Annotated in this window: 24 protein-coding genes and 1 tRNA gene; 21 read left to right on the forward strand and 4 right to left on the reverse strand. The window is 41.7% G+C overall.

Going from position 1 to position 26,657, the window contains the following annotated elements:
* The first annotated feature begins 7 nt into the window (after nucleotides 1-7).
* From cybH to REC12_RS24605, 14 genes are all read left to right on the forward strand, one after another.
* Nucleotides 8-694, forward strand: a complete 687-nt coding sequence (gene cybH / locus REC12_RS24540; RefSeq protein WP_308898764.1) for a Ni/Fe-hydrogenase, b-type cytochrome subunit — start codon at nucleotides 8-10, stop codon at nucleotides 692-694.
* A 342-nt stretch (nucleotides 695-1,036) separates the two neighbouring features.
* The gene (gene cmk / locus REC12_RS24545) at nucleotides 1,037-1,714 is read left to right on the forward strand and encodes a (d)CMP kinase (protein ID WP_308898765.1); all 678 of its coding nucleotides are present in this window, start codon (nucleotides 1,037-1,039) and stop codon (nucleotides 1,712-1,714) included.
* A gap of 2 nt (nucleotides 1,715-1,716) precedes the next feature.
* Nucleotides 1,717-2,319, forward strand: coding sequence for a lysophospholipid acyltransferase family protein (locus tag REC12_RS24550; RefSeq protein ID WP_308898767.1), 603 nt, complete (start codon nucleotides 1,717-1,719; stop codon nucleotides 2,317-2,319).
* A 216-nt stretch (nucleotides 2,320-2,535) separates the two neighbouring features.
* Nucleotides 2,536-4,524 carry a bifunctional 4-hydroxy-3-methylbut-2-enyl diphosphate reductase/30S ribosomal protein S1 gene (locus REC12_RS24555; protein WP_308898769.1) on the forward strand — a complete coding sequence of 663 codons (1,989 nt, stop codon included), beginning with the start codon at nucleotides 2,536-2,538 and terminating at the stop codon, nucleotides 4,522-4,524.
* A 94-nt stretch (nucleotides 4,525-4,618) separates the two neighbouring features.
* A complete protein-coding gene (gene ftsW, locus REC12_RS24560) occupies nucleotides 4,619-5,770 on the forward strand; it encodes a putative lipid II flippase FtsW (protein WP_308898771.1) in 1,152 nt (383 codons plus the stop codon).
* A 55-nt stretch (nucleotides 5,771-5,825) separates the two neighbouring features.
* Nucleotides 5,826-6,461 (forward strand): hypothetical protein, encoded by a 636-nt coding sequence (locus tag REC12_RS24565; RefSeq protein ID WP_308898772.1) that lies wholly within the window; start codon nucleotides 5,826-5,828, stop codon nucleotides 6,459-6,461.
* 127 nt (nucleotides 6,462-6,588) lie between these two features.
* Nucleotides 6,589-6,978, forward strand: a complete 390-nt coding sequence (locus tag REC12_RS24570) for a DUF512 domain-containing protein (RefSeq protein WP_308898774.1) — start codon at nucleotides 6,589-6,591, stop codon at nucleotides 6,976-6,978.
* 97 nt (nucleotides 6,979-7,075) lie between these two features.
* Complete coding sequence (der, locus tag REC12_RS24575) at nucleotides 7,076-8,407, forward strand: ribosome biogenesis GTPase Der (RefSeq protein WP_308898776.1); 1,332 nt, start codon at nucleotides 7,076-7,078, stop codon at nucleotides 8,405-8,407.
* A 3-nt stretch (nucleotides 8,408-8,410) separates the two neighbouring features.
* On the forward strand, nucleotides 8,411-8,995 hold the full coding sequence (gene plsY, locus REC12_RS24580; protein WP_308898777.1) for a glycerol-3-phosphate 1-O-acyltransferase PlsY: 585 nt from the start codon (nucleotides 8,411-8,413) through the stop codon (nucleotides 8,993-8,995).
* Between the two features lie 90 nt (nucleotides 8,996-9,085).
* Nucleotides 9,086-10,102, forward strand: coding sequence for an NAD(P)H-dependent glycerol-3-phosphate dehydrogenase (locus REC12_RS24585; protein WP_308898779.1), 1,017 nt, complete (start codon nucleotides 9,086-9,088; stop codon nucleotides 10,100-10,102).
* Nucleotides 10,103-10,354: 252 nt separating this feature from the next.
* Nucleotides 10,355-11,839 (forward strand): stage IV sporulation protein A, encoded by a 1,485-nt coding sequence (gene spoIVA / locus REC12_RS24590; protein WP_308898781.1) that lies wholly within the window; start codon nucleotides 10,355-10,357, stop codon nucleotides 11,837-11,839.
* A 617-nt stretch (nucleotides 11,840-12,456) separates the two neighbouring features.
* On the forward strand, nucleotides 12,457-13,332 hold the full coding sequence (locus REC12_RS24595) for an enoyl-CoA hydratase/isomerase family protein (protein ID WP_308898782.1): 876 nt from the start codon (nucleotides 12,457-12,459) through the stop codon (nucleotides 13,330-13,332).
* Between the two features lie 98 nt (nucleotides 13,333-13,430).
* A complete protein-coding gene (locus REC12_RS24600; protein ID WP_308898783.1) occupies nucleotides 13,431-13,877 on the forward strand; it encodes an ACT domain-containing protein in 447 nt (148 codons plus the stop codon).
* Nucleotides 13,878-14,035: 158 nt separating this feature from the next.
* A tRNA-Pro gene (locus REC12_RS24605) sits at nucleotides 14,036-14,112 on the forward strand.
* A 110-nt stretch (nucleotides 14,113-14,222) separates the two neighbouring features.
* Here REC12_RS24605 and REC12_RS24610 read toward each other — a convergent pair.
* A complete protein-coding gene (locus REC12_RS24610; RefSeq protein ID WP_308898786.1) occupies nucleotides 14,223-15,020 on the reverse strand; it encodes a site-specific integrase in 798 nt (265 codons plus the stop codon).
* Between the two features lie 868 nt (nucleotides 15,021-15,888).
* On the opposite strand from REC12_RS24610, the gene REC12_RS24615 reads away from it, so the two are divergent.
* The 4 genes from REC12_RS24615 (at nucleotide 15,889) to REC12_RS24630 (ending at nucleotide 20,822) form a co-directional block, all read left to right on the forward strand.
* A complete protein-coding gene (locus tag REC12_RS24615) occupies nucleotides 15,889-17,478 on the forward strand; it encodes an RNA-directed DNA polymerase (RefSeq protein ID WP_308898788.1) in 1,590 nt (529 codons plus the stop codon).
* A complete protein-coding gene (locus REC12_RS24620; RefSeq protein WP_308898789.1) occupies nucleotides 17,475-18,200 on the forward strand; it encodes a hypothetical protein in 726 nt (241 codons plus the stop codon). The genes REC12_RS24615 and REC12_RS24620 overlap by 4 nt, the downstream gene beginning before the upstream one ends.
* 249 nt (nucleotides 18,201-18,449) lie before the next feature.
* The gene (locus REC12_RS24625; protein WP_308898790.1) at nucleotides 18,450-19,235 is read left to right on the forward strand and encodes a hypothetical protein; all 786 of its coding nucleotides are present in this window, start codon (nucleotides 18,450-18,452) and stop codon (nucleotides 19,233-19,235) included.
* A 1,032-nt stretch (nucleotides 19,236-20,267) separates the two neighbouring features.
* The gene (locus tag REC12_RS24630; RefSeq protein ID WP_308898792.1) at nucleotides 20,268-20,822 is read left to right on the forward strand and encodes a hypothetical protein; all 555 of its coding nucleotides are present in this window, start codon (nucleotides 20,268-20,270) and stop codon (nucleotides 20,820-20,822) included.
* A 424-nt stretch (nucleotides 20,823-21,246) separates the two neighbouring features.
* On the opposite strand, the gene REC12_RS24635 is transcribed toward REC12_RS24630, so the two are convergent.
* The 3 genes from REC12_RS24635 to REC12_RS24645 all read right to left on the reverse strand — a co-directional run bounded on the left by REC12_RS24635 (nucleotide 21,247) and on the right by REC12_RS24645 (nucleotide 23,094).
* Nucleotides 21,247-21,483: an ATP-binding protein gene (locus REC12_RS24635; protein WP_308899179.1), complete on the reverse strand. Its 237-nt coding sequence runs from the start codon at nucleotides 21,481-21,483 to the stop codon at nucleotides 21,247-21,249.
* A 427-nt stretch (nucleotides 21,484-21,910) separates the two neighbouring features.
* Nucleotides 21,911-22,384 carry a DUF6173 family protein gene (locus tag REC12_RS24640; protein WP_308898793.1) on the reverse strand — a complete coding sequence of 158 codons (474 nt, stop codon included), beginning with the start codon at nucleotides 22,382-22,384 and terminating at the stop codon, nucleotides 21,911-21,913.
* Between the two features lie 284 nt (nucleotides 22,385-22,668).
* Entirely contained in the window at nucleotides 22,669-23,094 is a 426-nt protein-coding gene (locus REC12_RS24645; protein WP_308898794.1) for a type II toxin-antitoxin system HicB family antitoxin, read from the reverse strand.
* Nucleotides 23,095-23,824: 730 nt separating this feature from the next.
* On the opposite strand from REC12_RS24645, the gene REC12_RS24650 reads away from it, so the two are divergent.
* From REC12_RS24650 to REC12_RS24660, 3 genes are all read left to right on the forward strand, one after another.
* Entirely contained in the window at nucleotides 23,825-24,529 is a 705-nt protein-coding gene (locus REC12_RS24650; protein WP_308898797.1) for an AraC family transcriptional regulator, read from the forward strand.
* An 84-nt stretch (nucleotides 24,530-24,613) separates the two neighbouring features.
* Nucleotides 24,614-25,552 carry a DMT family transporter gene (locus tag REC12_RS24655; RefSeq protein WP_308898798.1) on the forward strand — a complete coding sequence of 313 codons (939 nt, stop codon included), beginning with the start codon at nucleotides 24,614-24,616 and terminating at the stop codon, nucleotides 25,550-25,552.
* A gap of 59 nt (nucleotides 25,553-25,611) precedes the next feature.
* The gene (locus tag REC12_RS24660; protein ID WP_308898800.1) at nucleotides 25,612-26,271 is read left to right on the forward strand and encodes a B3/B4 domain-containing protein; all 660 of its coding nucleotides are present in this window, start codon (nucleotides 25,612-25,614) and stop codon (nucleotides 26,269-26,271) included.
* Nucleotides 26,272-26,657: the final 386 nt, after the last annotated feature.

Here is a 26,657-nt window from a genome sequence, read left to right on the forward strand (position 1 = left end):
CTCCAAAATGAAAATTATGCGAAGTCAAGTCTACGTCTGGCAATTTCCTGTGCGCTTTTTTCATTGGCTTAATGCTCTAGCCATTACAGTTCTTTTTTTGACGGGAATGTATATCGGGCACCCCGTTTTAGACGCTCCGGGCGAGGCCGTGGGGAATTTCACCATGGGAAGTGTTCGCTATTGGCATGGTCTAAGTGCTTTTGTTTTCATGGCTAATATGCTCTTCCGGCTTTATTGGTTTTGGGTGGGAAACGAGTATTCTAAAATGAAGCTTTGGAGAAAGGATTTTTGGCAGGACGTTGTCAGAACCTTTAAATATTACACCTTTATGACTAAAGAACACGTTTCCCATGCGGGTCATAACGCTCTTGCCCAACTGATGTATTTCTTTTTCATTTGGCTGGGAGGCCTGCTCATGATCCTAACCGGCTTGGCAATGCGGGGGGGAAGTGATCCGAATGGAGTAATCCAGGCTCTTTTTGGCTGGGTGGTTCCGCTATTCCGCAGCGAGTACCAGGTCCGCAATCTTCATCACTTTCTGGCTTGGGGATATGCCCTCTTTCTTTTAGGTCATCTCTATATGGTTTTGCGTCAGGATATTTTGGATGATGACGGAACGATTTCCTCCATGATTAACGGCTACAAATATGAAATTTCTTCCTTAGATAAGCCCAATAATGGCGGGCGGGTTTAAACGTTCCCGGCTTGGGCGGAGACAGAACTGAGGCCCCGTTTCAGGGGGATCAGTTCTGTTTGCCGTTAACAGGCCCTTTAAGTATTTGAGGATAAGCCCCAGGCAAGTTCAAAACAAGGCGTAGAAGCCGCTGCTTGAGCAAATAAGAGGGTTTGTTCAAGGCGCAAAAGCTGTCATTAAACTAGCCTGCGGGAAATATTTTTAGAAAGGGGTGTGTGAAACGAAGGATTGTTACCGTTCAAAGTCGTATGTTATAATCTGTGTAATATACTTTATTACAGAGAAATTTTAGCCTGACATACTACTGTGAGGTAAATGATCGAAGGGACAGGAGCATAGACTGTGACGCGAAGAAAACCGGATGAACTGCAGATTGCGATTGATGGCCCCGCCGGAGCGGGTAAAAGCACGGTGGCTAAGCTTGTGGCCGAACGTTTGAATCTTTTCTATGTGGATACGGGTGCCATGTATCGGGCTATCGCTTATAAAGCACTCAGGAGCGGGATTCCCGTCCACGATGAAACGCTGGTGAGTGAGCTGGCGCAAACCACTCAAGTCGTCTTGGATCATTCGAATGAGCGCCTGGTGTGGTGTGACGGTGAAAATGTCACTCAAGCGATTCGAAGTCCGGAAGTCTCGCGTGCAGTTTCCAGCGTGGCCGCCTACATAGGTGTGAGGCAGCGCCTTGTTGAACTCCAGCGCCTGGAGGCGGCCCGCGGCGGAGTGGTCATGGACGGCAGGGATATCGGCACTTATGTTCTGCCCGAGGCTGATCTGAAGATTTTTTTAACGGCTTCGGCTCAGGAACGGGCAAAGCGGCGCTGGCTTGAGCTCCGGAAGGATGGCAAGAGTGTTTCTTTGGAGGAAGTGGCCCAAGACATGCTGCGTCGCGACCGCCAGGATACGGAGCGGGAGGTTTCTCCCTTAGAGCCGGCGCGAGACGCCATCATGCTCGACACAACGGGATTAAGCGTGGAGGATATTGTTGCGGAAATTCTAAGCTTAACGCAGGAGGGATAAGGATGACGTTATATAACTTTGCGAAAGGGATGTTTCGTCTTCAGTTCAAGATAATGGGCTGGAAGGTGCAAGGTGTGGAAAACTTGCCTTTGGAGGGTCCGGTTATTTTGGCGATTAACCACATTAGCATGTGGGACCCTGTGGTAGCGGCTTGCAGTATTCCGCGTCCGGTTTGCTATATGGCTAAAGAAGAATTATTTTCCTTCCCGGTTTTGCGCTGGCTGCTTCTTAAATTGGGGTCTTTTCCGGTTAAACGGGGGCAAGGTGATATGAATGCCATTAGGCAATCTCTGTCAATTCTTAAAGAAGGACAGGTGTTAGGTCTGTTTCCTGAAGGAACACGTTCCAAAACAGGGAGAATTCAAAAGGGTATGCCCGGAATGGTGCTGCTGATGGAAAAGAGTAAAGCTGTGGTTGTACCTATTAGTGTGTTCGGGACGAAACATATGTTTACTAAAGGGTGGGGGAATATCTCTGTCGTCATCGGTCAGCCCTTGTCTGCCGAAATGCTCAAGGCTCCGGACGGCATCGACAATCGTCGGGAATGGATTGCCGACCGCATTATGCAGGCTGTGCTGGATTTGCAGCTGCCTAAAGCTCAGTAAAGTAAGCCGGTAATTTAAGAAGATCGCCGACAGGTAAAATGCGACTGGTTGAGGGGCTGATTGGATTCAGCCGCCGAATCAGTTGCATCTTTTTTAGCGTAAAGGGCAGGATAAATTATACAGATTCGTTTTAGAACGATAAAACTCATTCTCATAGCAGGAATTTTGCAAGAGAATAGAGAATTAGTTCATATAATTTTAGGGGAGGGTCTTTTTTTGATAGTCAAACGGGCAGAAAAAGCCGGGTTTTGTTTTGGCGTCAAACGGGCTTTAGATATGGCCGAAAGAACTGTGGAAACGTCAGCGGCAGTATCTCTGGGACCGCTTATTCATAATCAACAGGTTGTGAAACGCCTGGAAGGGCGCGGTATTCAAGTTGTCAATGCCTTAGAAGAAGCAAAAGCCGAACAGGCTTTAATTATCCGATCCCACGGTGTGGCGCCTGGTGCCTATCAAGAAGCGGAAAAAAGGGGGATTAAGGTCGTAGACGCTACCTGTCCCTTTGTGCAAAAGGCGCAGCATTTAGCTGCGGAGTCCGCGCAGATGGGGCAACAGGTCATCGTGGTCGGAGATAAACTCCATCCCGAGGTGCAAGGAATTTTAGGCTGGGCCGGTGAAAATGCCATTCCTATCCAAACTGTAGAGGAAGCCCGCAATCTTCCCTTTTACCCGCAGCTGGCGGTCTTAGCGCAAACGACTCAACTTGCGGAAAGTTTTACGGAAATTGTCGAGGAACTGAAAAACCATACAGAACAGCTGACAGTGCATGATACGATCTGCAACGCTACGGCGGAACGACAAAAGGCTGCCCGCGAACTGGCGGAAACAGTCGACGTTATGATTGTCGTCGGCGGTCGTGACAGTGCCAATACCCGTAAGTTGGCCAGCATTTGTGCTGAACGTACCCAAACATATCACATAGAAACAGCGGACGAATTGGAACAGGTCTGGTTTGTTGGAGTAAAGTGCGCGGGCTTGACTGCCGGAGCTTCGACCCCAGATTGGATAATTGAGGAGGTTTTAAGAAAAATGTCGGAAATGAATGATGATGGAATGGATATGGCCAGTTGGGACGCGGGTTTCCAAGAGCTTCATCTTGGAGCTCAGGTTACGGGGAAAGTCGTAAAAATTACGAATGATGAGATATTCGTGGATATCGGCTGGAAATCTGAAGGTGTTATACCTTTGAACGAGTTAAAGGCAGCACGGCAGACACGTCCGGAAGAGGCCGTATCCATTGGTGACGAAATCACGGCTGTTGTTATACGCGTAGAGAATTCCGAAGGGCATACCGTCCTTTCCAAACGCAAAGCAGATGAAGCGAATTCTCAGGAACGTCTGAAACAATTGGCGGCGAGTAAGGAAGAAATTCAGGCCGTAGTTGTCGAAGTTGTCAAGGGGGGTTTAGTCGTTGACGTGGGAATGAGGGGGTTTGTTCCTGCTTCCCAAATACAATTAGGATATGTTGAGGATTTAAACCAGTTCTTGGGCCAAACTCTGCGCCTGCGCCTGATCGAGTTTGATCCCGGCAAGCGGAAAGTGATTCTTTCCCAGAAGAGCATTTTGGAAGAAGAAAAGGCAGCCAAACGGAAGCATTTGCTGGAAACTCTCCAAGAAGGGGATGTTGTCAGCGGAGTAGTGCGGAGAATGGCAGATTTTGGCGTCTTTGTCGATATAGATGGACTTGATGGCCTCCTGCATATTTCGGATATGGCTTATTCGCGTCTAAAGCACCCTTCAGAGCTCCTGAAGGTTGGGGACAACGTCGAAGTCCAGGTGTTAAAGCTGGACCAAGCGACAGGGAAACTTTCGCTGGGCTTAAAACAGCTTAAAGAAAGTCCCTGGGATCAAGCGGCCCAAAAATATCCTCTGGGATCGCTGGTCACAGGCAAAGTGGTCCGCATTGTGACCTTTGGAGCTTTTGTCCAGCTTGAGGATGGTGTCGACGGTTTAATTCATATTTCTCAAATTTCGGATCGCCGAATTAATAAAGTCGAAGAAGTGCTCAAGGTCGGGGACATGGTTAGTGCCAAGGTTATAGAATGTAAACCGGAGGCCAAGCGGATTAGCTTAAGTATCCGCGAGGGGATTGCAGAAGCTGATAAAGCTCAGGATGAAAAGGCCATGGCCGAACAGCCTGAGATAAGATCCATGACCATTGGTGATGTCGTAAATGAAAAGCTTTCCGCGGAAAATAAAGAATAGTGTCCCAATACAGTGTAAGATTAGCTTCGAAATGACTTCTTGCTCATAAACGCAGGGAGTCATTTCCTTCTAATCCACGAAAGAAGGTGATCACGTGGCTAAACGCCAACCGATTTCGCCCATTGATTTTCCTATTTTGTTCTTAACACTGGCGCTCCTGGCGTTTGGACTGATTATGGTTTTAAGCGCCGGGGCTGTGCTGGGCTTTAATGCAACGCAAAATTCCTATTATTATGTCCTGCAGCAGCTAAAATGGGTGGGTATCGGTTCAGTCTTCGCGGCGATCGTTATCAAGGTTCCTTATACTTTTTGGCGCCGCTTTTCAGGGATAGGGGTTCTGATAAGTGCAATACTGCTTACCGTGGTTATTTTTACGGGTGCCGGAATTGCCGCTAAAGGCTCGGCACGCTGGATTCAATTTGCGGGGATTACAATCCAGCCTTCGGAAATTACGAAATTAACCCTGGTACTTTTTTACGCCCATATTCTCGACCGCTTTCCCGTCAAGAAAGGGAAAAATTGGCGGGCTCCTTTAGGAATCCTTTTGCCCCTGACAATCGTTATCTTAGTTCTTGTTTACAAGCAGCCGGACCTGGGGACGGTTATGGTTTTAGGCTTAACCAGCGGAGTTATGTTATTGCAGACCGAAGTTCCGACCTTGTGGTTTGTGGCCGCAGTACCGGCTTTGGGACTTCCGCTGGTGTATTTTATTCACGGTTATCAATGGCGGCGAATTTTAGTCTGGCTTGATCCTTGGAAATATGCTCTGGGTGATGGGTACCAAATCACCAATGCCGAAATCGCTTTTGGCTCTGGTGGTTTGTTTGGTGTCGGTTTAGGGCGAAGCTTACAGAAGTATGGCTTTCTCCCGGAAAACCATACGGACATGATTTTTGCCATGGTCGGAGAAGAATTAGGATTAGTGGGAACACTGCTTTTAATGGCTCTTTTTATTGTCTTGTTTGCCCGGGCCTACTACGTTGTTCGCCAATGCCCGGATCGTTTCGGACGGCTTTTGGGTTTTGGCCTAATCTCCTCACTGGCAATTCAGACGACGATCAACCTATCCGTTGTGACGGGTGTCCTGCCGGTCACGGGAATTACTCTTCCTCTGATTTCCTATGGCGGCAGTTCCCTGGTCATTACTCTGATCGAGTTGGGCTTGATTTTAAATGTAACAAGGTATTGCGTTAAAGCCCGGAAAAAGGAAGGAAACGTGACCGACGTTTCCGACCTCTCTGTGTAATCTCCTTCTTTACGGGAATACTAGGACTAGGGTTCCCGTCAGAGGAGGGGTTGCTTTGAATTTTCCTTATGGAGAATGGATTCTTATGTTTGTAACTTTGGTGACTTGGATTGAAAAGCAAGCCTCACGCTGGTTTTTTCTAAAGTTATCAATGATTTGGTTAGTGGGGAAGTGTCTTGAGGGGATGATTCCTCTTTCCTCGTCTGTTTGGCATTGGCATTACGCGCGCCTGGCAGTGCTGCTCTATGTCTTCGGCTGCGCTTGGAAACAGGCTCAGCGCAGAGTCTGGCCTTTGCTGCTGACAAGCTTTGTTTTGAGCATGGAGACTCTCTTTCTGGTCAATGATCCCGGTGTTATACCTTATAGCTCCTGGCTCTTTGCCCTTGCCCTCGTGACAATCGCCTGGCTGAGTGCGAAATCTTACTGGGGGACGGTTTTGGCTTTGACAGGGAGCGTTTTGTGGGGCCAGGGACTGGAACGCTTTGTTTATGAAGGGATCTTTCGGCATGTTGATTTGCCGGACGGATTTATCTGGAATTTTGGAGTTCTAGTCCTGATGGGCTGGGGAATTTGGCGTTTCAGACGGAGTGATTACTCCGAAAGTGCGGAGATGGTCCCTTCTGTCGAAGCTCTGGTTCCGGCGAGTGACAAAGGAATTATTGAATCTGCAAAGGATCGGGAACTTCAGTAGCATGTACACCTTAAATATAGTATACTGATGAACGATAGACTGGGGTATGTGACTTACCCCGGATCGTCAGGAGGACGGAATATTTTGGCAAGTGGTCTTGTGATTGCAGGAGTTCAGGCAGGAAGCATTGCGGAAGAAATGGAAATTCGCTGACTTTCCCCAGCTGGAAAACGGCGTGGGTATGGCGCGAAAATTTCTCTCAAGCCTGGAAAAGGGCTGGCCCTTTTTGCCCAACTCAATTTCTCAGCGGCATGTGCATCTTATCACTGGGACGTCGGCGCAGGGGCTTTTTGAGGAATGGGCCCCAAAATTAATGCAGCAAGTGAGCGGCTTGACGCTTACGGTTCAGGCCATTAAAAATGTCTTTTTCGGTGAGAGGGTCACGGTAGCCGGCTTGCTGACGGCTCAGGATATTGCCCTGCAGGTGGGCGATTTGTCAGGAGAGGAATTCCTGATTCCCCGGGTTATGCTGAAGGCGGACGAGCCACTCTTTTGGGATGACCATAGTGTGCAGTGATTGGCGGAAAAGGTCAATGGCCAGGCATGTATCGTCGAAAATGACGGCCTAGGCTTTTTAGAACAGGTGATTGGATTTTCGTTGGAGGTGGAACGTTTTGAGTAAACCCGTGGTAGCAATTGTCGGCCGGCCGAATGTCGGGAAATCAACGCTGTTTAATCGTATGGCGGGTGGCCTTGTGGCCATCGTCGAAAACAGACCGGGTGTGACGAGGGATCGCCTCTATCGGGATGCCGAGTGGCTGGGGCGCAAGTTTGCTCTGATCGATACAGGTGGAATCGAATTTAAGGCGGAAGGGACGCCGATCGCTGCTCAGATGCGCAAACAGGCGGAGGTCGCCATGGATGAGGCCGATGTGGTTATTTTTGTCGTCGATGCTCAGATAGCTCCGACGCCGGATGACGAATTGCTTGCCCGCACTCTGCGCCGCTCAGGCAAGCCGGTGTTGCTGGTTGCCAATAAGGTGGAAAACTTTGAGAAGGCTGAAGGACAGCTGTATGAATATTTAACGTTGGGTCTCGGAGAAGCCATCCCCATATCGGCGGTTCATGGGATGAATATGGGCGATTTGCTTGATCTGGTGGTTTCCAACCTGCCGGAGACGGATGGAGAGGACTATGATCCCGACGTTGTGCGCATTTCTGTCATAGGACGGCCCAATGTCGGAAAATCCTCCCTGGTCAACACCATGCTGGGCAAAGAGCGGGTGATCGTCAGCAATATACCGGGAACGACTCGGGATGCGATTGACACACCGTTTGAGTTTGAAGGCAAGCACTACATTCTTATTGACACTGCGGGCATGCGCCGGAAAGGGCGTATCGAAGAGCTGACGGAACAATACAGTGTTGTCCGTTCTTTACATGCTGTCGACCGTTCCGATGTGATTCTCATGCTTCTCGATGCCACGGAAGGGGTTACGGAGCAGGACAAAAAGATTGCCGGATATGCTCATGAGGCTGGGAAAGCCATGGTCATCGTGGTCAATAAATGGGACCTGATAGAAAAAGATGAGAAGACGATTAATAAATTTGAAAAAATGATTCGCGAAGAGCTGGGCTTTTTGCAGTATGCTCCGACTATGTTTATCTCCGCCAAAACCGGGCAGCGCGTGAATAAGATATTAGAGCTCGCAGATTTTGTCGTTGAACAAAATTCCACGCGCGTAACAACGGCAACCTTAAACACACTCGTACGGGAATGGGTTCACCTTAATCCTCCGCCGACGGATAAAGGGCGGAGACTGAAGGTTCTCTACCTTACTCAGGTGGGCGTTAAACCACCAACCTTTGTTTTCTTTGTCAATGATCCGGAATTAATGCATTTTTCTTATAAGCGTTATTTGGAGAATCAGCTGCGGAAACATTTCGGATTTGAAGGGACTCCCATCCGGATTGTCGTTCGCCAAAAAGATGAAGAGAAGGAGTAAGTCATGTTACGCTATCTGGTGTTTATTTTAGCGTATTGTTTGGGAGCAATTCCTTTTGCTTATCTGGCAGGTCTTCTCAAAGGGATCGACGTTCGCCGGCACGGCAGCGGAAATATTGGCACTACGAATGCTTTTCGTTTGTTGGGAGTTAAATTAGGCGTTGCGGTACTGCTTGGGGATTTCATGAAAGGAGCCTTAGCGGCATCCTTGGGCTATTGGGCTTACGGGGCCTGGGGCGGAATTGCCGGGGGACTGCTGGCCATGGCGGGGCATAGCTGGAATCCTCTTTTTGGCTTTCGGCGAAGCGGCAAAGGAGTGGCGGCAGGCTTCGGAATTATCACGGTCTTGATGCCCAAGGTGATGTTTCTGGCCATTGCTTTGTTTATCGCAGTGGTCTGGGCGACACGCTATGTTTCTATGGGCTCGGTTGTGGCCGCCCTTTCTGTCGCCATATCCGTGTTTATCTTTTCCGAACCACTTCCCTATCGGATTTTCGGTCTGGTGGGAGCATCAATTGTGATCATATTGCATCGTTCCAATTTTAAACGGGTTTTAAACGGCACGGAACATAAGTTTGGCAAGAAGTAAATGGTTTTCTGGCGCAGCGGGTCCAAAGGGATACTCGCGAATTGTAAATCAAACCTCGAATATCGTACTTGGAAATGGGGGGGTTAGGTTATGTCAAAGGTGGCGATTTATGGGGCCGGAAGCTGGGGCAGCGCTTTGGCTGTACTTTTAACAAAAGCGGGACATCAAGTGGCTCTCGTTGGCCGTCAATCTGCTGAGATGGTCCGCATGGATGAACTCCGTGAAAATGTGCGCTATTTGCCTGGTGTTGTCCTGCCTTCAGGACTTACCCCCACCACAAATCTGAAAGAACTGGATGCGGACTTGGTGGTTTTGAGTGTTCCGTCGCACTGTGTTCGCGCCGCGGCTCGGCTTGTCAAACCTAACCTGAGGCCGGGCGGGATTGTCGTCAATACCTCTAAAGGTCTGGAAGAAACAACTCATTCCCGTCTTTCAGAGGTTTTGAAGGAAGAATTAAGCGCCCAGTCCATCGCAGTCTTATCGGGTCCCAGCCACGCTGAAGAAGTGGGCCGGGACATGCCGACTACGGTGGTGGTGGCCTCTGAGGCCGCCGGAGTTGCGGAAAGAGTGCAAGACCTGATGATGACCCCCAAATTTCGCGTGTACACCAATCCCGACATGATCGGTGTGGAACTGGGGGGCGCTTTAAAAAATGTCATAGCCTTATGTACGGGGATTGCCGAAGGCTTAGGATTTGGGGATAATACGAAAGCCGCTTTGATGACCCGCGGTTTGGCCGAGATTGCCCGTTTGGGTGTTGCCCTGGGAGGACATCCGCTGACTTTCGCCGGTTTGTCCGGGGTGGGCGACCTTATCGTGACCTGTACAAGCCAACATAGCCGCAACCGCCGGGCGGGTGTCGCTTTAGGCCGGGGAAAACCTCTGGATACGGTTCTTCAAGAGGTGGGCATGGTCGTTGAAGGCGTGAGAAACACCCGCGTAGCTTATCAATTGAGTCAGGAAAAAGGTATCCCCATGCCTATTACCCAGCAGGCTTATAAAGTTTTGTTTGAGGGGACTGACCCTAAAGTCGCTGTCACAGATTTGATGATGCGCGGGAAACGGCACGAGCTTGAAGAAGTTGTGGAAATGAGCTGGCTAAAATAAGCTCCGGAGAAAAATAACATCCGGAGAAAAATAACATTTGAAAACTTTGCAAAAACAGGGAAAAGGTATAAAATCCTTTTCCTTGTTTTTTTCTTACTGTCATATTTCCTGGAAAACCTCAATATACTTATATTGCTTAATGTGCTAGTCCAGTCATCGGGTATCCACGAGTTACAGGGAGGTGGAAGGGGAGATAAGGTGGAGGCCCTTCCCCAATTTTTGGGACAGCACTCAAAAGGGAGGGAATTTCTAATGGAAAAACTAGACATTTTTAGGGATATCGCAGAACGTACGGGGGGCGATATTTACCTCGGTGTCGTCGGGCCAGTCCGCACAGGCAAGTCCACCTTCATCAAACGTTTCATGGACCTCTTGGTCCTGCCTAACATTCAAGATGCCTTTGAACGGGAACGGGCCAAAGATGAGCTTCCCCAAAGTGGAACGGGCAGAATGATAACGACGACGGAACCGAAATTTATCCCCTCAGAATCCGTTGAAATCGTAGTGAAAGAATCCATCCATATGAATGTCCGGCTGGTCGATTGTGTGGGGTATGCTGTTGAGGGGGCTCTCGGTTATGAGGCTGAAGATGGTGAAGAACCGCGGATGATGAAGACCTCTTGGAGTGACGAGCCCATGTCTTTCCAAGAAGCGGCTGAGTTAGGTACGCGCAAAGTCATTACAGATCACGCTACCATCGGGATTGTCATCACAACAGATGGTTCCATTACCGATATTCCCCGGGAATCTTACTTAGACGCTGAGGAAAGAGTGATTTACGAACTTCGTCAGCTTGGTAAACCATTTGTGGTTCTTATGAATACAACCCGTCCTTATGCGGACAATACGATGGAATTATGTCGGGACCTTGAAGAAAAATACAGTATTCCTGTCCTCGCTGTGAATTGTTTGGAAATGGGCCAGGATGATATTACGCAAATTCTTGAGGAAGTGCTCTATGAGTTCCCGGTAGCCGAAGTAAACATTGATCTGCCGAAATGGGTGGAAGAACTGGAGAGCAGCCATCCCGTGCGCGCAGCCTTTGAGGATACGGTCCGCAAGGCAATCGAAGGGGTTCGGCGCTTGCGCGACATTGATCAGGCCTTAGACGCTTTAACGGAATGCCAATACGCCCAGGATGTGCTCCTGAAAGAAATGAATTTAGGCACCGGGATAGCCAATATCGAAATGACTGCCGTGGAAGGCCTCTTTAAGACTGTATTGCAAGAACTGACAGGCCTCGAAATCGAAGGAGATCATTCTTTGCTGCGCATTGTGCAGGACTATAGCAAAGCTAAGAGAGAATGGGATAAAATGTCCGTTGCCATCGAAGAAGTCCGGGTTAACGGTTATGGTGTTGTGACTCCTCAGTTGGAAGAAATGTTCCTGGAAGAACCGGAACTGGTCAAACAGGGCGGACATTATGGCATCAAGCTCAAGGCCAGCGCTCCTTCGCTCCATATCATCAGGGCGGATGTGACAACGGAAATTACTCCTTTGATCGGCACAGAAAAACAAGCCGAAGAACTGGTGAAGTATATTCTTGACGAATTTGAAAGCGATCCCAAGAAAGTCTGGAGCTCCAATATCTTTGGCAAGTCCTTGCATGATTTGGTACGGGAAGGAATCCAAAATAAACTCTACAAGATGCCGGAAAATGCGCAGCATAAACTTCAGGACACGCTGCAGCGGATCGTCAATGACGGCAACGGAGGGCTTATTTGCATCATTATCTAACATCATTATCTAAAAGGCTTAACAGGAATTTTTGGTTGCAAGGCCATTGGCTTAAGACGATGAACTCCTTAAATTGTAAAGTGCTTAACGAATTGTAGACGATTTATAAATCACATTCATGCCAAGCTGATAAAAAATCGAAATCGATAGATCTGAATGGATAAAGAGTGGTTCCAAAATGTAGTTAAGCCCTAAAGGATTAATGGTTAAAAAGTTTTTCAAAAAGGACGTTGGAGACCTGAAGTGCGTCATCCGGCGTTCTTTTTGTTTTGGATATAGAGTATAGCAGCACTCATACTAATTTGTGGTTAATATATTACATTTCTCATTTGGGTAAGACGCTGTAACAAAGCTGTATGGCAGTCAAGGATTGTGAAATGTCTAATCTTTTAGGCACAAATTAGTATCAGATTTGCAAGGTCAATAAATGTGCTCGCTAAGAAGGTAATAATATTGAAATTTTCTGATAAGTGTTATATTGTGGGTTTTATAAAATGCCTGAAGTGGAAATTCCTGAAATTGTTTCACACATAAACCTTAAACATTAAGGAGCTGGGGATAAAAGGGGAAAAGCGATACTGAACGTGAGAAATCTGAGGGAGAAGGAGATGCAACTGTTGGAAAACAAAGAACTGCAAAAGGATAAAAGAATTCCGGACAAGGGTGAGAATGATCATTTACTTTATCGGAAACAGGGTTATATTGCTCGGATCATCCTGAATAGACCCGAACAATATAATGCCTTTTCCTTGCCAATGATTCAAAGATGGGCCGAATCCCTTCAAGACGCTCAGGAGGATCAGACAATAAGGGTTATAGCGGTGACGGCCCGAGGCAAAGCCTTTTCGGCGGGCGGGGATATTAAAGCCATGCTGGAGGGAAAAGGCTTTATGGGCTGTGACGACCAGGGCGATTTATGGGGTGATAAAGCGATTGAGCGCAAACGGGCTTTGACCGACCATATTCATAAAATCGCCTTAACTCTGGAAGCAATGGACAAACCGGTTATCTGTGGCATTAATGGGGTTGCCGTGGGAGCGGGTCTTGACATGGCTTTAATGTGCGATATCCGGTTGGCGGCGGATGATGCCCGGCTCTCCGCTGGCTATGTGAAAGTGGGTCTTGTGCCGGGAGATGGGGGTGCTTTTTATTTGCCAAAATTGGTCGGCACGGCTAAAGCTCTGGAACTTCTATGGACCGGAGATTTTGTTTCCGCGCCGGAAGCGGAAACAATCGGTCTTGTCAACAAAGTTGTCCCTGCAGCTGTGTTGGAAGAAGCAACCCTTGAAATGGCCGAAAGAATAGCCGCTTCTCCTCCGATATGTGTACAAATGATTAAGCGGGCGGTTTATTCCGCTCAACGCACGAATGATTTAAGGACGGCTTTAGATCTGATTTCTTCTCACATGGCAATTGTTACCGAGATGTCAGACCATAAAGAAGGGTTGGCTGCAATAAAAGAGAAGCGCAAACCTGAGTTTAAAGGAGAGTAATAGGTTAATCCTTTCACATTCTTGCAATAATTGTCCAAATTGGCTTATAATATGTCTGGAGATTAGACAATGATTGTGAGATAGATAGGAGAGATTGGGTGGTTGGCAAGACTAACGATTTTTTAATTGTCAGCAAAGATATTTTACCAGAGGCCATTTTAAAGACCGCAAGGGCTAAAGAACTCCTTGTCAAAGGAGATGTTTACACGATTAATGACGCGGTGGAAAAGGTAGGCCTAAGCCGAAGTGCTTACTATAAATATAAAGATGGCGTATTTCCTTTCTATGAGGCGAGTCGCGAAAGAATTCTAACCATTTCTCTGATCTTGGAAAACAAAGCCGGGGTTCTTTCTCATGTTCTTAATTTTATCGCTTCTCTAAAAGGAAATGTCTTGACGATTAATCAAGGGATACCCCTTCAAGGAATCGCCAATGTGTCAATATCTGTGGAAACAGCCGGTATGGCCGATACTCCCGAAAACCTATTAAGCGGGCTCGGTAATATTAGCGGTGTAAGGAAAATTGAAATTATTGGCCAGACCTAAAATGAAGCTGGATAAAAATCGGATGGGATTGGATAAAAGGCGGCTTACGGGAAAATTTTAGTTCGATTTGCTTAAAATCTAGCAAAATGGATAAATTTGTGGTTGCGTTTTTGCCTCTAATATGGTATCTTATAAAAGTCCTTCAGCGAAGGAAATATCGGGGCGTGGCTCAGCTTGGTAGAGCGCTACCTTGGGGTGGTAGAGGTCGCACGTTCAAATCGTGTCGCTCCGACCAATTACATCAATTGTTTGACGGTTTTTAGGTAGGTTGCTTAAACAGCGAATACCTACCAAATACCTACCAAAAATAAAAGACCATGAAAATCATGGTCTCGTTTTCTATATTTACCAGACTTCCTGCTCTTGGAGCTCTATTATCTTTTGACTTATCTCCTCTTTCTTTTTAACTCCAAGATGCTGGTAAATTTCTTTTAAAACTTTTATATCGTGTCCTAAGCGTTCGGCTGCTAAAAGATCTGGTACATCTTTATCATACAGCCATGACGCATGGTAATGCCGAAGAAAGTGTAAACGGATCTTCGGTATTTTTTTTTGCTTTGAGAGTTTTGCGAGGTAGCTTGTATAGCTATCCGGACGCATAGCGAAGATTAATTTATCTTCTTTGCCTTTCAAGTCAGCAATTTCTACGATGTTGTTATTTTTCTTTTTCTTACGTAACGCAAATCCATTCAGAATAGTCTCTTTGAAAAGATTCATGAGATATGGTGGAGCAGATACTTCACGTTCATCATCTTCCCCGGATTTTGTACCTTTCTTTATTTCATATTTGCCATTCTCATTAATGACATATGTTTCATCTATGCGAATAATATTACTTACGTAATTTAAATCGTTTGGCCTTAAGGCAAATATCTCCTCACGTCTTAGCCCACACCATGCTGCCGAGAGTATAATCACTTCATCCCTAGTTCCCTTAACGGCTTTATAAATTAATTTGAATTCTTCGTCATCTGGCACGTCCGAGTAATCAACCTTAGCTTCTTTGGGGAGCTTGAAGTCCTTAAAGGGGGACTTGTCTTTCAACGCGTCATAAAAAATTGGCCTCAAGCAAGAGAGGATACGCCTTACGCTTGTTGTTGATTGGTTTTCGAGGAGTTCATTCGCAAACTTTTTAAGATGCATCTCCTGGAGGCCCTTAAATTTCATCTGCTTGAAAATGGTTTATAGTAGTTTTTTAGATAGCCCTTGTACAAAGCTCTTGTGCTAGGGCTATATTCATTTTTGCTGTTCTTAAGCCATATCCTTATCCATTCAACAATTCGAAAGTTATCATAATTGGTTAATTTCCCTTCTTCAAGTTGCTGTTCGATTTCACGAGCGGCCTTTTTGCATTCTTTCCATCCTGGCATGGTATGTAGTAAAACAAAAAGTAAGTTCGGAGTTTATTTTATATCGCAAACGGATTTCCAATCATTATGACACGTATGCCATGTTTACCGGGTTTAAACTTAGTCAGGCATTACTTGATAAAATTACAGATCTTCGTGCTCCATTACCAGAGAATATACAAGTTCCTGTAACAGCAATATTTGATAAATCAGGAATGAATGATTAATAAAAAGACTATGTGCCAGTAAGCGGGGTACTCGGGGGTCCCCGCCACTGGCACATAGTCTAATTCATGTAAGTATGTGAATAAAGAATTTTTCGTAATTCGGGTAAATGAGCTAAAGAATTAATAATAGGAGAAAAAATCTATTACTTATGTAATAACTACAAAAATAAATAGTTTTCAAACAAATGTTGGAGTCAATATAAGTATCATATTCAAATAATTTCGACGAAAAAGGAGGATATTCCTTCATTATGTGGAAGATATTATATTATTCTGAGATTCATAGTACCTGTTTGAAAATTCATTTACAATCATAAAACTTCGCATAACAGAATGATTATACGTTATAGTAATTCGAACATTATCAGAGGATGTAAGCAAGGTCGCTGCGTCCTTCGGTAATATAATGGAAAGGGAGATATTATGAGTAGACCTATGAAAAAATATTTTGAATTCGCACTTGACAATATTGTTAAATTTGGTGATACTGACATTTTTCCTTTCCCAATAGAAAACCATCTATTCTATGACAAAAGAACAGAGGCAGTAGATTTACTATTAGAGATGTATGCAAATTTTGGTACTTACATAAATGATGTTTCTCCTATGTTCGATAATATGTTGGCCGCAGCAGGGTATACAGGATTTAGGTGGGCAACACAAATAGATCCAATTTGGAATGCATATTACCTAGGCCTTGTTTTAAGTATTTCTGAGGAAATTGAAGAGACCCGAATTCCAAAAGAAAAAAATAATGTATTCTCATATAGAATTAAGTTTGATGATAACGAAAAAACAATTTATGATACAGAATATGGTTGGAGAAAGTTCCAGGAGCATTCTCTTGAATTAGCAAAAAGTTCAGATTACAAATATGTTTTATTATGTGATATTTCAAATTTTTATCAAAACGTCTACCATCATAGACTTGAAAATTCTCTTGCTAAATTAAATGTTCCAGAAAAAAACATAGAAAAGAATATTATGGACTTCTTGCAAAAATTTTCAAATACAAAATCATATGGGTTACCCATTGGTGGACAAGCTTCAAGAATTCTTGCCGAATTGCTACTAAATAGGACAGATAAATTATTACGTACAAAAGAAATTCAATTTTGCAGGTTTGTGGACGATTATCATATCTTTGCCAAAACTGAACAAGAGCTATATTCTGATTTACTTTATCTTTCAAAGAAATTAATCGAAAATGAAGGTCTTTCGCTTCAGAAGTCTAAAACGAGGATTATTACTACGGAAGAGTTCATACAAACTTCAATAATTAATGTTGAAGAGGGGGAAAACACAAAGAATATATTTGCAATTTCTTTGAAATATGATCCATACGCATTAACGGCTCAGGAAGACTATGAAAAGCTAAAAGAAGAAATTGAAAAATTAGATATACTTACAGTGCTTAGTCAAGAGCTCAACAAGACACGTGTTCATACCAATTTAATGAAAAAAGTAATTAACTCTTTAAAATATCTTGAGACACTAAAGATAGAAAATGCAGTTAATGCGTTATTAAATAATATCGATATTTTATTCCCTGTCCTACCTAATCTTATGATTTTATTTGATAACGTTTTTGAAAAGCTAACACAAGAAACACAAAATAAAATGCAAGAACTAATTAGGGAACTTATAAACAAATCGTCATACCTAATGAAAATTGAACTAAATATTACTTATGCCTTAAGAATACTATCCAAAATGTACAGTGATGAAAACGAAATTACTATTTTAAAAGTGTTTGATTCTACAGAAAGTGAATTAATCAGAAGAGATATTATTTTAATTATGGCTAAATGGAATGCAACACACTGGATATCGGATATGAAAAATAGATATAGCAGTATGACGGCATGGGAAAAACGTAGTTTTATATTGGCTTCATATAAATTGGGTGATGAAGGAAAACATTGGAGGGATCACACAAGATTTCAGTTTAATAAATTTGATTTGCTTTACAGAGACTGGATAAGTAGCAGAGTTCAAATTCCAGGATGGGAGTTTCCAATATGATAAGTGAAAAGTTTTTTATAAAAAATTATGGATCATTTTGGAAAAGCATATTTCCACTGGCAAATATATTCATAAAAAGTGTACTTCTTGAGTGTCCAAACAAGGGAAATGAATTGTCTCTTACAACTATAGGGCGTAGGTTATCATTCGTTAGTCATATTGGATATTTACTATTTAGTCAAGTGGCCCTTAAGAATATTACGAGAACAAAAATTGACAGTTTAACTATTGTTAATAGTTGGTATCAAAGTCTTGAAAAAATCGGTCAGAATCAATTCGAAAAATACGCTGATGATGAACAAGATATTAATGATCGTTTAAATACTAAAGAATTAGATGATGCAAAAGAAATATTTGAAAGGCTATATAATCAATTTTGTAATAATATGCAGCAAGAAATTCATATATCCCCTAAATTTAATGGATGTGGTATCATTGATGATTGTTATGGTGATTTGTTAATTGGAGATATTCTTTATGAAATAAAAACAGTAAATCGTAATTTTAATATACAAGACTTTCGGCAACTTATTACTTACAGCTCTTTAAATTATGCTTCAAAACAATATTCTATTAAAAAAATTGGTCTGTATAATCCAAGGTACGACACTCATTATATGATTGAATTGGAGACCTTTGCTGCTACTATTTCAGGAAACAATTTTAGTAATATATGCTGGGAAATTATTAATTACATTTCGACCGAACAATTATCGAAATAAGCCCTTATAAAGAGGGTTTGAATATGAGGTCATGAGTTAAGGTTTTCTTATAAGAACTCCATAGCATTAATAGAATCTTTTATAGTGCAATGAAAGTAGTAAGACACAAAATTCTAATGTAAAGTAAAAATGAAAAGAGGATGGGGAATGTTTATTCTCTATCCAAACAAGCATATTTGGATTATAGAGTTTAGAGTGATTATAAAGAAGTAGTTGGAGACTATGTTAAATAGAGTTAAAGAGGTAAATATGAAGTTAGATGAGTTACAAAAAATTGTAAAAATAAAATGGAACAAATTTTATATTTTTAGACAGGGAAATACTTGGATTGATGGAGTTGATTTTGAAGTAACACCAGATGAGTTTTTGGATTTTGCAAAACAAGATTATAAAAGCAAAGATAAAAAAGGATTGGTTGGTACAGTAACTAATTCTAAAAGGGCAATAGATTGTCAAATTGATTGGATTATTTCATATTTAGGATATGATTATCTTAGTTTTAATGAAGAAAAATATTTAGATATAATTAATGTAATAAATGATTTTGAGGAAGATGAAAAGTTAAATAGAGATTATTCGTTTAAATTAAGATTTATTCAGGCACTGGAAATAGCACCAACGTCTTTCATATCACAAATAAGAAAAATAAGAAATAAATTAGAGCATGAATATATATTACCGAGTCATGAGAAAGCAAAAGAGACAATCGAAATAGCGGAATTATTTATAAATGCGACTCAAAACATATTATTTAATAAGTTTATAACTCGCTATTATATACAGAATGAATATGATAGTGAGGATAAATTTATAAAAAAGCCATGTTATAGAATTGACTTTAATCCGCTAAAAAGTGAAATTGAGATAAGTTGTATACCAGAAAGTGGGGAAGATATAGAGGTAAAATTAAAATCTTCTGATAAAGAATTTGTTTACTTTTTAAAAGCAGGTATCTGTCGCAATTTCCATTATTTAATAAAAGCATTTGGATATGATATTGATAAGAAATATATAAACTTTGAAATTAAAGGATGAATAGATACTATAAAAATTCAAATTAGCGGACAAAAAAACTGCATTTAAAGTGGCGTTTATAGTAGTTGTTACTGGTGCCAACGACGATGATATTTTTGCGTTCTAAATTCTGCTTTATAATGCAGGGTTTTGAATAGTGTAAGGTCACCTCCACTAAAACCGCGAAAATCTAGTATTTTGTAAATGTTAGGTAGTACAATGAAAGTTGTAAAACATAAAAATTACTAACGTAAAATGAAAGAAAAAGAAGATGGAGAATATACGTTCTCCATCTAATAAGGCGTAAATAAAGGATTTTAAAATAATATAAGAATATATGTTCTCTTTGCAATCGGCTTTGGGGTGGTAGAGGTCGCACGTTCAAATCGTGTCGCTCCGACCATAAATAAAAGTACGAAGATCCGCGAAATTGCGTCATAAGCGCGTTTGCGGGTCTTTTTTATTTTAACGGGTAGGGGAAAACGCTCTGAAATTTGGTTCGTATGCTCTTTTGTCGGTCAAAATCGGTCAAAAAACATCATACGTCAGTCAAAACAGTCAACGACAGTCAATACATTTCTATCGCACTAGTACAGTATCAGATTTAAAGTAGTTAATTTTTAAGAACCATGATATAGTCGAATGCAAAAAGAGGAATCGACTATGAGAAAACGAGAGTATATCGTCCCCCTGTTACAAGCCGGTTTAAAGGATATCAGTTATTTGACAGAGTAATGAAATGGGCTATTTTTTAAAGTTCAGAAAACTTGTTTTTATGCACTGAAATCAAGAATAAAAAAGTTAGCATGTCATATATAGTAGCTTACCGATCATCTGTAATGGTCAAGTTGTAAATGAGCAGTAATAAGTTGGGTATACCACTTATAGGGTCTTTAACACACCGCGAATTGTATGAAGATAAAAGTAGTTACACCTCTTAACATGACAGGGATTTATAAACTGTTTGAATATTAACACTACAATTTAATAGCCAACCTTAAATATGGTAAAAATTCGAAGTAATTATTAAAAAAAGAGAAGGGATGAATATAGGTGGAAAAAAAAGAAATTGTGGAGTTGTCATGCAAAGTTCTTGCTATCTATACAATATTTAATGGTTTTTCCAAAGAGGTAGTATACCTATTTAATAGTATTATTCTTCCATTTTTTATTCCCACTCATATTTTCCCTGGATATCAATATCAACCGAAAATATTAGTGGAGTTTGCGTCATCTTGCCAATATTTAATTTTATTATTGTTAGGCGTAGTCTTATGGCTTTTGTCAAAAAAGATAGCAAACAGAATAGGGATAGAAAAATATTCTGAAGATATGAAAATCTCGGTCGGGGATATTCGCAATGTAGCTTTTTCAATTCTAGGTTTATTTTTTATAGGCAGTTCTTTGCCTCAAATAGTGAATCCAATTGTCCAATTTTTTTCTGAAAAAACTTTACTTGGAGGCCCGAATTGGGCTTCAATTGAACAACTCCTTCAAATAGTGACTCAATTGGCATTTGGATTATTCCTACTGTTTTATGCACAAGGTCTGGTTCGCTTTCTAAGAAATCCCGAAGATCCTGAGGTGAATCACGAGAAAGACAGCTAACGCAGTAAGTTGACGATTTGTATTCTACTCAATAAATTCACCTTCTTGAGTCAATTTCATAATGTTCAATAGCTAAATGTCAGCTATCCAGAATTTCACATAAAACTTTTTAAAAAATTTAAGCAGCAATATCTATGAGCAGTCCAAAAAGATCATTGCACGACTGGGTTAACGATTTGCTTACAAACATATAAGGTCTGTCGGAGAGTGCTCCCATCTTCCGACAGACTGAGTCCGGAGTGTAGCCCGTCCGGCGAGGCGTGGCTCTCGCTCCGGTATGGTGTGGCCAGTTTACCGTGCAGCTGTGGCTCTCACACCGGAATATACAACAAGGTCATTCCTACCGATATGATAGCTATGATTCTAAATACGACACGTTGAAATATACTCAACCCAATGGCAAAACGCAGGATTTGAGCTTTGCTCAACTTGTGGTCATCATAATACTCAATCCCCTCAATCGTTGCAGAAGCGGTGGAAAAGCGGGCGCTCCGTACATATCTGTTCGGCGGTTCCATTCCGTATCCACCAATAAGCCCAGACTCTCCTTAAATCCCAGCTGGCCGTACGCGGTGGCATCATCCATCTGGTTCTCAAATTCAGATGCCATCGCGCTAAGATGCATGGCTCGCAAAAGTTCTATCGTGGAGTGGCTCATCATTTGGAATCACCACCCTTCCCGAAGTAGCCTGCGCCACGAGTAATTATCTATTGGATTTCTTGTTCTTGAAGCTCTGTTATTTTTCTATTGATTTCATCTTTCTTTTTAACTCCAAGATACTGATAAATTTCTTTTAAAACTTTATATCGTGTCCCAGGAGTTCGGCTGAAAATGATCTGGTACATCATTTTCATACAGCCAAGTGCATAATAATGCCGAAGATAGTGTAAGCGGATCTTCGGTATTTTTTTGTTTCAAGAGCTGCGCAAGATAACTTGAATAGCTATCCGGCCGCATCGGGAAATAGAACAGCTCAGCAATGTAAATTCCTCACACGTTGAGCTGCCAATAAGCGAGAAAGATCAATTAAGAATAATCGATGAACGGTTGGTCGCAATTGAGTAACCCATTAAGATGATTGAGAATATTATTCTTGAGTTTCTTCACTTTTTGCCTCAGAACAGAAGCCAATCTTCCGCTTAGGTTCATCCGGGTTTTTCCTCTTGAGTGCCATTAAAAGGAAACTTATCTGGGTGACATGCTGAATTAATTCTACCGGGGTACCGTCCTCTAATTGTCCGTAAAATCTGATGAGACTCGGATTCCAATATCCTATATTCTCAACGGAAAAGGTCACTGCTTGTCCAAAGTTTACTAATCTTACGCCAACTTCTTCGTTCTGATTAAGCTTTTCATCAAAATCGTTGATTATTTTAATTAATCTTTCATGAAACTCACTTGCAAGATTTGAATTAGTCAGTTTAGGCATTTCGAATGCTGGATTTTTGTAATTATTAAACTCCTCTAACCTTTTCGAAATTATTGACACATCAATGCTTTGCAAAGCCTTTTGTACAGATTGCATTTGCTTTAGAACTTCAGAATTAAGCTCGAAAGACACACTTTTCACCTCCTTCCTGTGTGAATTGGGTTGGTCTGAATAATTTACCTTTTCGACACAAAGGAGGAAAACCCTATAAATTAATGGCGAAAGTGAGGAGAGAAATCAGGAAAGACGGATTAGTCCTCTTCTACGTTAAGAACGGAGAAATCCTTCCAGTGGCATTAACAGGGGAATAACATCAAGCCCTTGAGATTTTAATGAAATGCTATGCCGGGTACGATTAGTGTCATCGAAGCCCCACAATTCGAGATGCATTGCTTTGAGATATATTATATTTTGGTTTATAAATGTTTTTCTATAGACTTAATACCAAGGGCTTCCTTGATTGAGGCCTGAAGAAGTTGTGAGAAGTTTAGGCCCGCATCCTCGCCGGCATCGCGTAACCATTTAGGCAAGGTACAATTTTTAGTTACAGCTTTATTTGCGGCTTCATTGCGAAACGGTGGCATATAAACTTCTACAAATACAATTCGGTCACTTTCGTCAAATAAAGAGATGTTTTCAGGGGCTGAAGGAACGGGAAGAGGTTGGCCTTGTTCTTCTTTTTCAAGAACAAGATCCACAAGCATGTCCTTAGCTTTTCGTATGCCTTCGGCAATATCAAGACTCAAGATTGCAGTGCCAGGGAAGTCGGGAAAATACATTCCGAGTCCGCCGTCTTCGGCTTTTTCCACAACTATAGGGTAAATTAAATGATTAAAAGCCACTTATAATCAACTCCTGTTTTATTATAGTTATGTGATTTTCATCAGGGGTTAGAATTTAACCCCTGATGATTTCTCTATACTGCTTAGTGTTCCCTTTGGATTACCTGACTGGTGTGGTGAAAGGCTATGTCGGCGTATCTCTCGGGGTTTGTTTTGTGTATGTATCGCTGATGACTGGTACTATTACCGTGGTTTGGGGATTTAATAAAACCTTCTTCTTTTAGTTTTTGTAGGACTTTCCTTACTGTTATTTGCTTCCCTAATTCCTTGATCTCCTTTCTGATATAATTATAACACGCATATTTAACGCGCGCGTCAATAAAACAAAGAAAAATATACGCATGGTTTATGCGCGTATAACTTGAGGAAGGATGGGATATGCCACTAAAGCCAAAAGGTTTGTGCAAACGTTAATGCGCATAGGTCAAAGAATGTGATAAATATTTTGTTTTAGGGCGTGACACTTTGACTAATGAATATTCGTAATCAGGATGAAGTCGGGAAATGGGTTCAGCCCCTAATTGATGCTGACAATCTGCATGCGATATTTGAACTCGGAATTGTATGCGGAAATTAGACAAGACCTCCCGGACCAATTGGACCGGAATGGAAGACAGAAAAATATTTTAAGGATTTCGTGGACGACCTCACTCGGAATACTCAAATTAATAAAGCGAGATATTTTCATGATATAATGGTATATCGTTTTATCTAAAAGGAGGAGAATGTAATGGATTTACCCGATTCAGTAATATGTGAACGCCGAACATATACGGATAAGTGTCAAACCCATTCTCACCCTTATGGACAACTGATACTGCCATTACAAGGCAATATGAGCATAAAAACCAATATGTTCGACTTTGAGTTGGATGATAAATCTTTGTTCTTTTTACCTCCTGATTTTACACATAGTTTTTATGGCAAAAGCAAAAATGAGTTTTTGGTATTGGACATACCTACTAAACTCTTCTATACATTTGGGGTTAAAACGCTTAACAGAGAACTGTACCAGGTTTTTGATGAACGATGGAAAGCGATTCGCTATTTAATGTTACAAGAGACAGACAACAGTTCTTTAACGGATTTAGTGCGCTATTCAGGTAGCCTTTTATTTCAACGGCATATTCCTGCATCAATACAATTTATACATGAAAATTTCCACCAGCAGTTAACGGTGGAGTGTTTAGCTTCAATTGAGCATTTCAACGTTTCATATTATTGCAAGTGGTTTTACAAGCAGATGGAAATGACACCAAATGCCTATATCCAGCGAATTCGGTTGGAAAAAGCCAAAGAATTGTTAGAAACAACAGAACTATCTTTATTGGAGATAGCATTACAGGTTGGTTATTCACACCAATCATCTCTGACAAGACTGTTTAGAAAGATTGAAGGGTTAAACCCTATTTTGTATAGAAAGAGGCATTTTTAGGATAAAACGGCCACAATTTAAGCTAAGAAAATACAGTTCACTTTTATTAAGATAATGAGCAAATGATGAGAAAGGTTGATAAAAGTGAACACAGGCCTTGTGCTAATAGTTTTATCCGCTATACTTTGGGGAACAGCGGGTGTTTCTGCCAAGTATTTAATCAACATGTACTCTTTATCGGCATTGACGATAGGAGCTATGCGTTTATTGATTGCTTCTCCTATTTTGTTGACTATATCAAAGATACAATTAAAAGAGAAAATTAAAATAGATAGAAAGCACTATGCTTTATTCGTGATTTATGGAATCACTGTTGCAACGTATCAAATTGCTTATTTTATGGCGGTTAAAAGAATTATGGTTTCGGTTGCTACACTGATAGCTTTATGTACCGCTCCGATATTTGTAGCAATACTCTCAAGGATATTTCTCAAAGAAAAAATGAGAACTAGTGTTATTATCGCTCTTGTGATTAGTATAGTTGGGACATCATTGATTATCGGTTTAACAGACAATCAAATTTTGCCAGGTACTAGCTATTGGGGATATATTTTGGCTCTAGGAGCAGGGTTATCTTATGCTATTTACACTTTATGCGGCAAGGAGCTGATTGTTTATTATCCTTCTACGAAGGTAATATCAATTACGTTTAGCTTGGGAGCGGTGCTTATGCTTCCATTTGCCCAAATACCAGGCAACCTTTCTTGGAATGCATGGGCTATGTTACTTTATTTAGGAACTGTACCTACGGCATTTGCCTACATTATTTTTACTCAGGGATTAAAGAAATCTTCAGCAACCAAAGCGTCAATTGCCACATTATTTGAACCATTGACTTCTACTGCTTTGTCAATTTTACTTATCGGTGATAAATTCAAGGAATCCCAGCTTTTAGGCGCTTTGTTGCTTTCTTTGGCGTTATTTTTACTTGTGCTTGGCGATTATTTTGAGTTGATGGGCAGCCGATTAAAGATTTTAGTGAGAAAAATTAACGTAAAATCTACTTCGCATCATTCTGATTAATAGCAATTCTTAAACATGAGAATAATGAGAAGATTATTTTATAATATGGAGGTTTATCAATGCAAGTTCAAATCAGTCATGAAATTAAGGATAGATGGAACAATGCCTGTTTAGGGATATTGATATATTCCGCTAAAGTGGAAGAAAGTTCTTCCCGGTTTTTGGAATTATTTCATGGAACTATTGAAGGATTGACTAATAGATACACCATGCAAGGTATCGCTGATATACTCCACATTCGCTCAACAAGAAATGCATATAAGGCATTGGGTAAATCCCCTTCGGAATACAGGAATGCTTGTGAGGCAATGCTTCGTCGAATAATAAAAGGAAATGGGCTTTATTATATAAATAACATAATTGACGTTAATAATTTAATGTCTGTGACAACTGGTTATTCGATTGGCTCGTATGATATAGAGTTGCTTTCCGAACCAATAGAATTAAAAAGAGCGTTAGACGGTGAAAAATATCAGGGAATAGGCAAGGAAACGGTAAACATCGAGCATTTACCTACGCTTTATGATAAGGAGGGTGCCTTTGGCAATCCTACTAGCGACAGTAGAAGAGCGATGATTCAGAGTGGCAGTCGAACCATAATGAGCGTGATTTATTCCTTCGATGGAGAAAGTGACTTGCAAGAGGTTATAGATAGGTATTGTGATTTACTTAGACAATATTGCTTAGTTGATAAAATTGATATCATGATGGTACGTTAACGATTGCAAGCTGTGTCCATGCACAGCTTGTTTTTTCCTATGCTTGACTCTTTTCATAGTTTGTGGCGTTTTTCTTGCTTGGTTCGCCTTATTCACAGCCGATTATCTGAACTTAAACATAAAAAGTGAGAGTCTACGAGCATTTTTAGGTATAATTAGGACGGGGAAATAACTAATTTGCCCTCAAAAAGCTTGCACTTGGAGCGTAATTTCAGGTCATTTGGCGGTCAACTCAATCCCAAAAACAAATGGTGTCAGTTGGCAGTCATTGCTCCTTGGACTGACGTTGAAAGAAACGTTGTATTTTAACACAGGACCGAATTCATAAAGATGGCAAATATTACGATATTGTTATAATGGGAAGATTCAAAACAGAAAAGATAAAC

The organism is Candidatus Desulfosporosinus nitrosoreducens, assembly GCF_030954495.1.
GTDB lineage: Bacteria > Bacillota > Desulfitobacteriia > Desulfitobacteriales > Desulfitobacteriaceae > Desulfosporosinus > Desulfosporosinus nitrosoreducens.